The following is an 11,877-nucleotide window of genomic DNA, read 5'->3' as shown; positions in this document are numbered from 1 at the left end:
GACCGCGCGGCGCCCCGTCCGGCCGCGGCCCGGCGCGCCCGGTACGGGGCATGTGGCGCTCAGTCGACGGTCAGCAGAGCGGCGACCTCGCGCCCCCGCAACCGCGCCCGCCCGTCGAGAGCGGTGAGCTCGAGCAGGAACGCCAGCCCGACGACGACGCCGCCCGCGCGCTCGACGAGGTCGGCGGTGGCCGACGCCGTCCCGCCGGTGGCCAGGACGTCGTCGAGCACGAGCACGCGTGCGCCGGTGGGCACGGTCTCCGGGTGGAGCTCGATCTCCGCGTCGGCGTACTCCAGCGCGTACGACGCCGCGAGCGTCGGCCCGGGCAGCTTGCCCGCCTTGCGCACCGGGATGAACCCCGCGCCCACCGCGGCCGCGACCGGCGCGCCGAGGATGAATCCGCGCGCCTCCATCCCGGCGACGAGGTCGACGCCGCCCAGGCTCCGCGCGTGGTCGGCGAGGCGCGCGACGACGTCGGCCAGCGCACGTGCGTCGGCGAGCAGCGGCGTGATGTCCCGGAACGTCACGCCGGCGGTCGGCCAGTCCGGGATCGCCCGGATCAGGCCCGCGGTGCGAGCCGCGAGGTCGGGCGCGGTCACCGCTTGGGACCGCGGCGACGCCTGGGCTGGGCGGCCGTGCCCAGGTGCTGCCCCGGCACGACCTTCGCCGACGGCGCCGCACCGGCGCCGACGGGCTGCGCCTGCGGGTCGTCGCCCGCCCCGGTCGGCGCCGGCGCCTCGCCGCGCGCCTCGAGCACCTCCGCGGTGTGCTGCGCGATCCGCCCCTCGCGGTTGCGCAGGCTCACCAGGAGCGGCGTCGCGAGGAACACCGAGGAGAACGTCCCGACGATCATGCCGACGAACAGGGCCAGCGCGATGTCCCGCAGCGTCCCCGCACCGAGCAGGAAGGCGCCGACGAAGAGGATCGCGGCGACCGGGAGCACCGCGACGACCGAGGTGTTGATGGAGCGGACCAGCGTCTGGTTGACGGCGAGGTTGGCCTGCTCGGGGTACGTCGACCGGTGCTGGGTGAACACGCCGGTGGTGTTCTCCCGCACCTTGTCGAAGACCACCACCGTGTCGTACAGCGAGTACCCGAGGATGGTCAGGAAGCCGATCACGGTGGCGGGGGTGACCTCCCAGCCGATGAGCGCGTAGATGCCCACGGTGATGACGAGGTCGTGCCCGAGCGCGAGCAGGGCCGCCGCGGCCATCCGCCAGGCGCGGAAGTACAGCGTCATGACGACCGCGACGAGGGCGAGGAACACGACCAGCCCCGTGATGGCCTTGCTCGAGACGTCCGCGCCCCAGGACGGGCCGATGAACGCGCTCGTGACGTCGTCCTCGCTGACGCCGTAGGCCGCGGCGAGGGACTCGCGGACCTCGACGACCTCCTCGGAGTCGAGCTCCGCGGTCTGCACCCGGATGGAGTCGCCGCCGACCGTCGTGACCCGCGGCACCTCCGCGGCCGAGACCTCCCCGACGGCGTCGATGGCCGGCTGCTGGTCCGTGGTCTGCACGCCCGAGACGGTGAACTGCGACCCGCCGCGGAACTCGATGCCGGGGTTGAGCCCCTTGACCAGCAGGAGCACCGCGGACAGCGCGACGATCACCAGCGCGACGGCGTACCAGGTGCGGCGCCGCCCGACGATGTCGTAGGACGTGCGCCCCGTGTAGAGGTCGTTGCCCCACTGGGCGAATCCGGTGGCGGCCATCAGGGCTCGTTCCCCTCGGTGGTGGTGTCGGCCGCCGCACGCGCGGCGGCCTGCTCGCGCTCGGCGGCGCGCTGCGCGGCCCGGCGCTCGGCGATGGTCAGGCCGGTGCCGGTGCCAGTGCCGGTGCCGGTGCCGGGGAGCGGGCCCGTGCCCGTGCCGTCGGCGGACAGCCGGTGGCTGCCCGCGGCGACCGGCACCGCACCGCCCGTCCCGAGCGAGCCGGCGGGCGTCGTCGCGGCGTCGTCGGACGTCCCGGCGGACGGCATGCGGCCCCGGCCGCGGCCGGCATAGGTCGCGCCGCCCGCGCCGAGGCGCCGCGGGTCCAGCCCGGACATCGGGTGGCCCTCGCTGAAGAACCGGGTCCGTGCCACGAGCTGCATGACCGGGTGGGTGAAGAGGAGCACGACGAGCAGGTCGAGGACGGTCGTCAGCCCGAGGGTGAAGGCGAACCCGCGGACCCCGCCGACGGCGAGGAAGTACAGGACGATCGCGGCCAGGAACGACACGGCGTCGGACGCCAGGATGGTGCGGCGTGCGCGCTGCCACCCGCGGTCGACGGCGGCCACGAGCGTGCGCCCCTCGCGCAGCTCGTCGCGGATGCGCTCGAAGTAGACGATGAACGAGTCCGCCGTGATGCCGATGGCCACGATGAGCCCGGCGACCCCGGGCAGGCTGAGCCGGTACCCCTGGACCCAGGACAGCAGCGTGATCACGCCGTAGGTCAGCAGGCCGGCCATGAGCAGGGACGCGACCGTCACCAGGCCGAGCGCGCGGTACTGCGCGAGGGAGTAGAGGGCGACGAGCACCAGACCGATCGCCCCGGCGATGAGCCCGTTGCGCAGCTGCTCGGAGCCGAGCGTCGCGGAGATCTGCTCCTCGCTCTGCACCTCGAAGGTCAGGGGCAGCGCGCCGAAGTTCAGCTGGTTCGCCAGGGTGGCGGCGGACTCGCGGTCGAAGGTGCCGGAGATCTCGGCGTTCCCGTCCGAGATGATCACGCCGGGGTCGAGGCTCGGGGCGGAGATGACGAGCCCGTCGAGGACCATCGCGAACTGGTTCTGCGGCGCGGGCAGCGACTGCAGCCGCGTGGTCACGTCGCGGAAGATGCGGGTGCCCTCGCCGTTGAAGTCGAGGTTGACGACCCACCGGTTGGTGGTCGCACCGGTCTGGGTGGTCTGCAGGCCGGACGTCGCGTTGTCGAGCTGTGCACCCTCGAGCTCGACCGGGCCGAGCAGGTACTTGGCCGTGCCGCTGACGTCGCAGGTCACGACCGCCTGGTCGTCCGGTCCGGCGGTCCCGCCGGTGAGGTTCGCCGGGTCGGTGCAGTCGAACGTCTCGAGCTGCTCCTGGACCTCGGGGGTCAGGTAGTACTCGATGTCGCTCGGGGAGTCCGGCGCGGTCTTGGTCGGCGCCGGGTCCACGGGCAGCGGTGCCTCGGCGGCCGGGTCCTCCGGCGCCGGAGCGCCCGGGTCCTCCGGGGCGGGCTCCACGGCGGCCGAGTTCTCGATCACGGCGTCGCCGGTCGCAGGCGTCTCGGCCGGCTCCTCGGGCGCCGAGCCGTCGGCGGGCGCCTCGACCGCGGGGTCCTCACCAGCCGGGTCCTCACCAGCCGGGTCCTCGACGGCAGGGTCCCCGGCGGCAGGGTCCTCCGCAGTGGGGTCCTCGGCGGCGGGGTCCTCCACGCCGGGCTCCCCGCCGGTGCCTCCTCGACCGGGAACGGCGTCGGCGCGGTGATGGTCAGCACCGGACGGAACCGCATCTGCGCCGACGTCCGGACCAGGTCCAGCGTCTCCTCCGACGGGGTGCCCGGGAGCCCGACGACGATGTTGGTGCCGCCCTGGCTCGTGATCTCGGCCTCGGCGACGCCGGAGGAGTCCACGCGCTGGCGGATGATGGCGATCGCCTGGGTGATCGTCTCGTCGGTGATCTCCTCACCGCCCTCCGCGACCGGGGTGAGGATGAGCTGGGTGCCGCCCTCGAGGTCGAGCGCGAGCTCGGGTGCCCAGCCCGCGTCGGACCACCGGGTGCCCGCCGCGAGGGCGCCGAACAGCGCGGCGACGAGCACGGCGAGCGTGACCAGGGTCCGGACGGGCCGCGAGCGGCGTGATGTCGATGCCAACGTGAGGTCTCTTCTCGTGCGCGCACCGCCCGCGGTCGCGGGCGGTGCAGTGGCGTGTCAGGGCCGGCGCACGCGGTGCGCCGTGGCCGGGCTCAGCGGTTCTCGGGGCCGTCGTCGGTGCGGCGGTCCTTCAACGTCGAGAGGTCGTCCGGGACCTCGGTGGTCTCGGCGTAGGCGACGTCCGCGTCGGTGCCGTCCGCGTACTCGTCGACGTACTCCTCGTCGGCGTACTCGTCGGTCGCCTCGTCGTCCTCGTACTCCTCGTCGGCGACGGCATCGTCGGTGGGCGGGACGAGCTTGGCGATCGCGGCGCGGATCCAGCGGGTCTCGTTCCCGGGGGTCGACTCGAGCGTGATGGTGTCACCGTCGACGGCGACGATGGTCCCGTAGAGCCCGGATCCCGTCATGACCTCCTGGCCTACCTCCAGGTTGGCGCGGAAGTCGGCGGCCTCACGCTGCTGCTTGCGGGTGCGGCTCGTCATGAGCCACATCGCGCCGAAAGCCACCAGGAGGATGATCAGGAAGGAGGGATCCATGGGGAAGACACGTCTCTCAGGTCGTCGGATGTCCGAGGCAGTCTAGGCGCCGCCCCGGACAGGACCCAACGACCCGCACGTCGCGGCGGTTCCGGCTGCGGACGGCGACGACGGATCCGACGACCGGTCAGCCGAAGAGCGTGTCCCCGCCGCCCACGGACGGCGTCAGCCCCAGGTGCGCCCACGCGCCCGGCATCGCGATGCGCCCGCGCGGCGTCCGACCGATCAGCCCCTCGCGGACCAGGAACGGCTCGGCGACCGTCTCCACGGTCTCCGGCTCCTCCCCGACGGCGACCGCGAGCGTGGTCAGGCCGACCGGGCCGCCGCCGAAGCGGGTGCACAGCGCGGTCAGCACCGCGCGGTCGAGGCGGTCCAGGCCGAGGTCGTCGACCTCGTAGACGTCGAGGGCCGCCCGGGCCGCGGCGAGGTCGAGCGTCCCGTCGCCCCGCACCTGCGCCCAGTCCCGCACCCGGCGCAGCAGCCGGTTGGCGATGCGGGGCGTCCCGCGGGAGCGCGACGCCACCTCCGACGCCGCGTCGGCGTGCAGCCCGACGCCGAGCAGCTGCGCGGAGCGCACCAGCACCCGCTCGAGCTCCTCGGCGGAGTAGAAGTCCAGGTGCCCGGTGAACCCGAACCGGTCCCGCAGCGGTGCCGGGAGCAGCCCCGCGCGGGTGGTCGCGCCCACCACCGTGAACGGTGGCAGCGCGAGCGGGATCGCGCTCGCCCCGGCGCCCTTCCCGACGACGACGTCGACCCGGAAGTCCTCCATCGCGACGTACAGCAGCTCCTCCGCGGGCCGGGCGAGGCGGTGGATCTCGTCGAGGAAGAGCACCTCGCCCTCCTCGAGCGAGGACAGGACCGCCGCGAGGTCGCCGGCGTGCTGGATCGCCGGTCCGGACGTCAGCCGCAGCGGTGCGCCGAGCTCCGCGGCGATGATCATCGCGAGCGTCGTCTTGCCCAGCCCCGGCGGCCCGGACAGCAGCACGTGGTCGGGCGCCCGCCCGCGACCGAGCGCCGCCTGCAGCACGAGCGAGAGCTGGTCCCGCACCACGCGCTGACCGATGAACTCCTCCAGGCGCCGCGGTCGCAGGGCTGCCTCGGCGGCCCGCTCGACGTCGTCGGCACCCGGCTGCACGAGGCGCTCGGTGGTCACGCCCCCGGGTCCTCAGCCACGGCCCGACCCCAGCGCGCGCAGCGCGGCTCGCAGCACGCCGGCGACGTCGGCGTCGGTCACCGGGGCGGCCTCGTCGCCGGTCACGCTGCCGACGGCGTCCTCGGCGGCCTTGGCGTTCCAGCCCAGGCCGACCAGGGCCTCCACCACCTCGCCCCGGCGGTCACCGGGCGCAGCCGCCGGTGCGGGCGCGGCACCGGCGACGCCGGTCGGCGCGCCGAGCTTGCCGGCCAGCTCGAGCACGATGCGCTGGGCGCCCTTGTGGCCGATGCCGGGGACGCGCTTGAGAGCGGTGAGGTCCTCTCCGGCGACGGCGGCCCGCAGCGTGTCGGGGCTGTGCACCGCGAGCATCGCGAGCGCCAGCCGCGGGCCCACCCCGGAGACCGTCTGCAGCGTCTCGAACACCGCCCGCTCGTCCGGGTCCCCGAACCCGAACAGGGTCAGGGACTCCTCACGCACGACGAGACTGGTGAAGAGCTGGGCCGGCTCCCCGACCCGCAGGCTCCCCAGGGTCGACGGCGTGGCGTGCACCAGGAGGCCGACCCCACCGACCTCGACGACCGCGCCGTCCAGACGCACCCCGAGCACCGTGCCGCGAACCGACGCGATCACCGTCTGCACCCACTCCCCGAGAGGCCCGGCGACCGCCGGGCGAACACCTGTACGAACGCGGTCACCGTAACAACCCGAGGTCAGCCCCGGGTGGGTCGACGCGCCGCGTGCTCCGCGGCCGCCCAGGCGCGTTGCGCCGCCGTCATCGACTGCAACGGCCGCTGCGGCGAGGACAGCGCACCGGCCGGCCGCCACAGGTGGCAGATCGCGAGGGCGAGGGCGTCGGCGGCGTCGGCCGGCTTGGGGAGCTCGGCGAGACCCAGGATCTGGGCGACCATCCGCTGCACCTGCACCTTGTCCGCGCGCCCTGATCCGGTGACGGCCGCCTTGATCTCGCTCGGCGTGTGCAGCGCGACCGGGATGCGGCGGCGTGCCGCGGCGAGCATGGCGATCCCGGCGACCTGCGCGGTCCCGATGACCGTGCTGACGTCGTTCGCGGCGAAGTACCGCTCGACCGCGACGACGTCCGGGGCGTGCCGGTCGAGCCAGGTCTCGATCTCCTCGGAGATCGCGAGCAGGCGCTGGTCGAGGTCGTCGGTCGTCGACGACCGCGCGACCCCGACGGCGACCATCGCGGCGCGACGGGCGGGCAGCGCGTCGACCACGCCGAGCCCGCACCGGGTCAGGCCGGGGTCCACACCGAGAACGCGCACGGCCCCACTCTCCCAGCCGGGAGCGGTGGGGCCGTGCAGGTGCGCGGGCGCGCCCGCGTCGTGCGCGTCACGACGCCGCCTCGTCCGCGTCGCGATGCCGTGGCGTCAGTCGTCCTCGAGCTCGGCCATGACCTCGTCGGACGCGTCGAAGTTCGCGTAGACCTCCTGGACGTCGTCCAGGTCCTCCAGCGCGTCGACGAGCTTGAGGATCTTGCGGGCGCCCTCGGCGTCGACCTCGATCTGCGTGGCGGGGTGGAAGACGACGTCCGCGGAGTCGTACTCGATGCCGGCGTCCTGGAGCGCGGTGCGGACCGGGACGAGGTCGGTCGCCTCGGAGAGGATCTCGAAGGTGTCGCCGTAGTCGTTGACCTCCTCCGCGCCTGCGTCGAGCACGGCCTCCATGACGGAGTCCTCCGTGACGCCGTCCGTCTTCGGGACGACGACGACGCCCTTGCGGGAGAAGAGGTACGCCACCGACCCGGGGTCGGCCATCTGGCCGCCGTTGCGGGTGAACGCGACCCGGACGTCCGAGGCGGCCCGGTTCCGGTTGTCGGTCAGGCACTCGACGAGCACCGCCACGCCGCCGGAGCCGTAGCCCTCGTACATGATCGTGGAGTACTCGGCGCCGCCGGCCTCCTGGCCGGAGCCGCGCTTGAGCGCCCGGTCGATGTTGTCGTTCGGGACCGAGGACTTCTTCGCCTTCTGGACCGCGTCGAACAGCGTCGGGTTACCGGCGAGGTCGGCACCGCCCGTGCGCGCCGCGACCTCGATGTTCTTGATGAGCTTCGCGAAGAGCTTGCTCCGCTTGGCGTCGACCACGGCCTTCTTGTGCTTCGTGGTGGCCCACTTGGAGTGACCCGACATCCCTACTCCTTGCGTCTGTGCCGGACGCGCCGCAAGCGTCAGCCCTTGCCGTGATGGCCGGGCTCGGCGTCCAGGGCATCACGGACGATCTGCACGAACAGTCGGTGCACGCGCATGTCGCCGGTGACCTCCGGGTGGAAGGAGGTCGCCAGCACACCACCCTGGCGCACCGCGACGATCCTACCGGCGGCCGGACCCTCGCCCACCGCGGCGAGCACCTGCGCCCCCGGCCCGACGTCCTCCACCCACGGTGCGCGGATGAACACCGCGTGCACGGGCTCCCCGTCGACGCCGGCGAACGCGAGGTCGCTCTCGAACGAGTCGACCTGGCGGCCGAACGCGTTGCGACGCACCGTGATGTCGAGGCCGCCGAGCGTCGTCTGGTCCGCGGTCCCGCCGACGACGTGGTCGGCGAGCAGGATCATCCCGGCGCACGAGCCGTAGGCCGGCAGCCCCGCACGGAGCCGCTCGCGCACCGGCTCCCACAGGTCGAACGCGCGCAGCAGCTTCTCGATGGTGGTCGACTCCCCGCCCGGGATGACGAGACCGTCGACGTCGGCGAGCTCGCTCTCGCGCCGGACGGGCACCGCGACCGCACCGCACTCCTCCAGCGCACGCAGGTGCTCGCGGACGTCCCCCTGCAGGGCCAGCACACCGATCCTGGGCTTCACGGCTGGAGACTCTACGACCGCGGCGGACGACGGCGCCGCGCGCACCGACCCACCGTGGCGGTCGTCACAGGCCGCGCCCGGCCTCCAGCGGGCGGGTCACGCCGTCCCAGCCCGCGAGCAGCCCCCGCACGTGCTCGGCGAGGCCGACCGGGAAGACCTCCTCGTCGACGGCGGCGAGGTCGTCGAGGTCCCACCAGCGCAGCTCGTCGATCGTCTCGACCTCGATGTCGGTCCACCCGTCGCGGGTGAGGGGCAGGGCCTCGGCCCACCGCGCGACGAAGAAGAGCTCGTCCTGCCGGCACGTCTCGCGGAAGAAGTCGAACTCCGCGGCGCGGCTGAACACCGGCCCGACGAGGTCGTCCGCCGCGACGACGACGCCGGTCTCCTCACGCAGCTCGCGCACGGCCGCCTCGAGCGGGGTCTCCCCGCGCCGATGCCGCCGCCGACCGTGAACCACCAGGTGCGCTCGCGCTGGTCGGCGTCGCAGCCGTGCAGGAGCAGCACGCGGTCGTCCGCGTCGAGCAGGATGACCCGGGCGGCGCGGCGGAACCGGACGCCGTCCGGGCCGGTCCGCCACTCCGGCCCGAGCCGGTCGACCGGAGCGGGTCCCCCGACCGGCTCGGGCCGCTCGACCGGGCTCAGGCCGGCGTCGTCGGGCGCGGGACCCGCCGACGTCACCAGCCGCGCTCGGCCAGCCGGTGCGGCACCGGGACGTCGGAGACGTTGATGCCGACCATCGCCTCGCCGAGGCCGCGGGAGACCTTGGCGATGACGTCCGGGTCGTCGTAGAACGTGGTCGCCTTGACCACCGCGGCGGCCCGCTCGGCCGGGTTGCCGGACTTGAAGATGCCCGACCCGACGAACACGCCCTCCGCGCCGAGCTGCATCATCATCGCCGCGTCGGCCGGGGTGGCGATGCCGCCCGCGGTGAAGAGCACGACGGGGAGCTTGCCCGCGGTCGCGACCTCCTTGACCAGGTCGTACGGCGCCTGCAGCTCCTTGGCGGCCAGGTACAGCTCGTCCTCGGGCAGCGAGGTGAGGCGGCGGATCTCGTCGCGCAGCGTGCGCATGTGCGTCGTGGCGTTGGAGACGTCGCCGGTGCCGGCCTCGCCCTTGGAGCGGATCATCGCGGCGCCCTCGGTGATCCGGCGCAGCGCCTCACCGAGGTTCGTCGCCCCGCAGACGAAGGGGACCGTGAAGGCCCACTTGTCGATGTGGTGGGAGTAGTCCGCCGGGGTGAGCACCTCGGACTCGTCGACGTAGTCGACCCCGAGGGACTGCAGCACCTGGGCCTCGACGAAGTGGCCGATGCGGGCCTTGGCCATCACCGGGATCGAGACGGTCGAGATGATCGCGTCGATGAGGTCGGGGTCGCTCATGCGCGCGACGCCGCCCTGCGCGCGGATGTCGGCGGGCACCCGCTCGAGCGCCATGACGGCCACGGCACCGGCGTCCTCGGCGATCTTCGCCTGCTCGGCGGTGACGACGTCCATGATGACGCCGCCCTTGAGCATCTCAGCCATGCCGCGCTTGACCTTGGCGGTGCCGACGACGTTCTGGCTGTTCTCGGTGGTCACTGCAGGGCCTCACAGATGGTCGGGGATCGCGCGGTGATGCACCGGCGCGCACCCTCCATTCTAGACCTCGCGCACGGGCGCCGACGCGCCCGGGCGGCCCAGCGCCGCAGGCCAGGCGTCGTCGAGATCGAGGGGCTCGGGCAGGGGGCGTGCCCGGCCAGTCGCAGCCAGCGGACCAGCGCCTTGCCCCGGACCCGACGGGTCTGGGCGACCGCCTCGTTGTGGAACCGGCGGGCGAGCTGGACACGGAACCACGCGGCGGCGAGCGCCGCGAGCAGCTCGTCACCGCCCGGCTCGGCGCGCAGCTCGCCGACCTCCTCCGGGTCGTCGAGCGCCGCGCGCAGGGTCGCGGAGAGCTCGCTCTCGACGAGCCCGCGGTCGGCGGCCGGCAGCGGCGCCCACGGGCGGGCGGCCGCCTCCGCGGAGGACGGCGACTCCTCGGCGACGAGTAGCGCCAGGTCGGCGGGGACCGGCGCCAGCGGACCGCCGCCGGTCGCGCCCGCGTCCAGCGACGCGAACGCGGCCTCGCCGACCAGCACGGAGCTCACCGGGTCCAGCACGCCGGTCGACGCGAGCTCGACGGCAGCGGTCGCCCGCCGCACGAGCTGAGCCTCGAGGGTCGCGCGCGACTGGGCCACCTTGCGGTGCAGCCGGTCCAGACGGGACGCCTCGACCCACACGGCCCACACGGCCACGACGAGCACCGCGGCGGCCAGCAGAGCCCACTCGGCCCAGGTCATGCGCGCTCCCAGCGGTCGCTGCGGACGAGGCGTCCGAGCGTGCCGCGGCGCGACGACGGGTCCTCCCGGACGAGCCGATCGGTGCCGGCGGAGACCATCTCGTACACGGTGAGCACCTCGTGGGTGACGTGGGACCAGTCGTAGCGCTGCACGACCTGTGACCCGTGGGCGCGCGCGGCGTCCCGCAGGGCGTCGTCGTCGAGCACGCGCAGCAGGGTCGCGGCGAGGTCCGCCGGGTCACCGGTATGGAACAGGGTCCCCGCCGCGCCGTCCTCCAGCACCGCACGGAACGCGCTGAAGTCGCTGGCCACCACGGCCGCGCCCGCGCTCATCGCCTCCACCAGCACGATGCCGAAGCTCTCCCCGCCGGTCTGCGGCGCGCAGTAGACGTCGACCGACCGCAGCAGGCTCGCCTTCTCCTCGTCGGTGATGGGTCCGAGGAACTCCACCGCGCGGGCGTCGTCGCCGAGCAGCGCGCGCACCTCCTCCGGCCCGGTCTCCCCACGCCCGGCCACGAGGAACCGGGCGCCGGGCCGTGCGCGCAGGACGGCCGGGACGGCGTCCAGCAGGACCGGCAGCCCCTTGCGCGGCTCGTCGAGGCGCCCGAGGAAGGCGATCGTCGGGGCCGACGGCGTCCCGGTCCACCGGGGATCGGGGTGGGCCTGCCGGAAACGGTCCACCCACACCCCGTTGGGGATGACGACGGCGTCCCCGCCCATGTGCTGGACGAGCGTGCGCCGGGCGTCCTCGGAGACCGCGATCCGCGCGGCGATCTTCTCCAGGCTCTGCCGCACGAGCGGGTAGGCCATCTGCAGCCCCCGGGAGCGGACCAGCGCGGTGTGCATCGTCGCGACGATCGGCCCCTCGGCGAACCACAGGGCGAGCATCCCCAGGCTCGGGGTGACCGGCTCGTGCAGGTGCAGGACGTCGAAGTCGCCGTCGGCGAGCCACCGCCGCACGCGGGCGGCGGTGAGCGGCCCGAACGTCATCCGCGCGACCGCGCCGTTGTAGCGCACCGGGACCGCGCGGCCCGCGGCGGTCATGTACGGCGGGATCGGGGTGTCGTCGTCGGCGGGCGCGAGGACGGAGACGTGGTGACCGGCCGCGATGAGGGCCTCGGCGAGGTCGCGGACGTGGAACTGCACGCCGCCGGGCACGTCGAAGGAGTACGGGCAGACGATCCCGACCCGCAGCGCGCGCGGTGTCGTGGGGCTCACGGCGCT

14 protein-coding genes are annotated in these 11,877 nt (G+C 74.2%); all 14 read right to left on the bottom strand.

Annotated features, from left to right (window positions below; genetic code table 11):
• Window positions 1–59: 59 nt before the first annotated feature.
• Window positions 60–599: an adenine phosphoribosyltransferase gene (locus REH70_RS09775; RefSeq protein ID WP_310754006.1), complete on the bottom strand. Its 540-nt coding sequence runs from the start codon at window positions 597–599 to the stop codon at window positions 60–62.
• The gene (gene secF / locus REH70_RS09770) at window positions 596–1,714 is read right to left on the bottom strand and encodes a protein translocase subunit SecF (protein WP_310754005.1); all 1,119 of its coding nucleotides are present in this window, start codon (window positions 1,712–1,714) and stop codon (window positions 596–598) included. The genes REH70_RS09775 and secF overlap by 4 nt, the downstream gene beginning before the upstream one ends.
• Window positions 1,714–3,222 carry a protein translocase subunit SecD gene (gene secD, locus REH70_RS09765; protein WP_310754003.1) on the bottom strand — a complete coding sequence of 503 codons (1,509 nt, stop codon included), beginning with the start codon at window positions 3,220–3,222 and terminating at the stop codon, window positions 1,714–1,716. The genes secF and secD overlap by 1 nt, the downstream gene beginning before the upstream one ends.
• Window positions 3,219–3,830, bottom strand: coding sequence for a hypothetical protein (locus REH70_RS20610; RefSeq protein ID WP_396134707.1), 612 nt, complete (start codon window positions 3,828–3,830; stop codon window positions 3,219–3,221). The genes secD and REH70_RS20610 overlap by 4 nt, the downstream gene beginning before the upstream one ends.
• 92 nt (window positions 3,831–3,922) lie before the next feature.
• Complete coding sequence (yajC, locus tag REH70_RS09755; protein ID WP_310754002.1) at window positions 3,923–4,366, bottom strand: preprotein translocase subunit YajC; 444 nt, start codon at window positions 4,364–4,366, stop codon at window positions 3,923–3,925.
• 127 nt (window positions 4,367–4,493) lie between these two features.
• Window positions 4,494–5,519 carry a Holliday junction branch migration DNA helicase RuvB gene (ruvB, locus tag REH70_RS09750; RefSeq protein WP_310754001.1) on the bottom strand — a complete coding sequence of 342 codons (1,026 nt, stop codon included), beginning with the start codon at window positions 5,517–5,519 and terminating at the stop codon, window positions 4,494–4,496.
• A 12-nt stretch (window positions 5,520–5,531) separates the two neighbouring features.
• Entirely contained in the window at window positions 5,532–6,149 is a 618-nt protein-coding gene (ruvA, locus tag REH70_RS09745; protein WP_310753999.1) for a Holliday junction branch migration protein RuvA, read from the bottom strand.
• An 80-nt stretch (window positions 6,150–6,229) separates the two neighbouring features.
• The gene (gene ruvC / locus REH70_RS09740; protein ID WP_310753997.1) at window positions 6,230–6,802 is read right to left on the bottom strand and encodes a crossover junction endodeoxyribonuclease RuvC; all 573 of its coding nucleotides are present in this window, start codon (window positions 6,800–6,802) and stop codon (window positions 6,230–6,232) included.
• 105 nt (window positions 6,803–6,907) lie between these two features.
• A complete protein-coding gene (locus tag REH70_RS09735) occupies window positions 6,908–7,666 on the bottom strand; it encodes a YebC/PmpR family DNA-binding transcriptional regulator (protein WP_310753995.1) in 759 nt (252 codons plus the stop codon).
• 38 nt (window positions 7,667–7,704) lie between these two features.
• The gene (gene pdxT / locus REH70_RS09730; RefSeq protein ID WP_310753994.1) at window positions 7,705–8,337 is read right to left on the bottom strand and encodes a pyridoxal 5'-phosphate synthase glutaminase subunit PdxT; all 633 of its coding nucleotides are present in this window, start codon (window positions 8,335–8,337) and stop codon (window positions 7,705–7,707) included.
• A gap of 64 nt (window positions 8,338–8,401) precedes the next feature.
• Window positions 8,402–8,740, bottom strand: a complete 339-nt coding sequence (locus REH70_RS09725) for an NUDIX domain-containing protein (RefSeq protein ID WP_310753993.1) — start codon at window positions 8,738–8,740, stop codon at window positions 8,402–8,404.
• Window positions 8,741–9,011: 271 nt separating this feature from the next.
• On the bottom strand, window positions 9,012–9,914 hold the full coding sequence (gene pdxS, locus REH70_RS09720; protein WP_310753992.1) for a pyridoxal 5'-phosphate synthase lyase subunit PdxS: 903 nt from the start codon (window positions 9,912–9,914) through the stop codon (window positions 9,012–9,014).
• On the bottom strand, window positions 9,911–10,654 hold the full coding sequence (locus REH70_RS09715; RefSeq protein ID WP_310753990.1) for a hypothetical protein: 744 nt from the start codon (window positions 10,652–10,654) through the stop codon (window positions 9,911–9,913). The genes pdxS and REH70_RS09715 overlap by 4 nt, the downstream gene beginning before the upstream one ends.
• Window positions 10,651–11,871, bottom strand: a complete 1,221-nt coding sequence (locus REH70_RS09710; protein ID WP_396134706.1) for a glycosyltransferase family 4 protein — start codon at window positions 11,869–11,871, stop codon at window positions 10,651–10,653. Before REH70_RS09710 ends, REH70_RS09715 begins: the two co-directional genes overlap by 4 nt.
• Between the last annotated feature and the right edge of the window lie 6 nt (window positions 11,872–11,877).

The sequence above is a fragment of the Cellulomonas sp. ATA003 genome (assembly GCF_031582905.1).
In the GTDB taxonomy this organism is placed as follows: domain Bacteria; phylum Actinomycetota; class Actinomycetes; order Actinomycetales; family Cellulomonadaceae; genus Pengzhenrongella.
The sequence above is the reverse complement of the archived record's forward strand: the minus strand, read 5'-3'. Positions and strand labels throughout refer to the sequence as shown.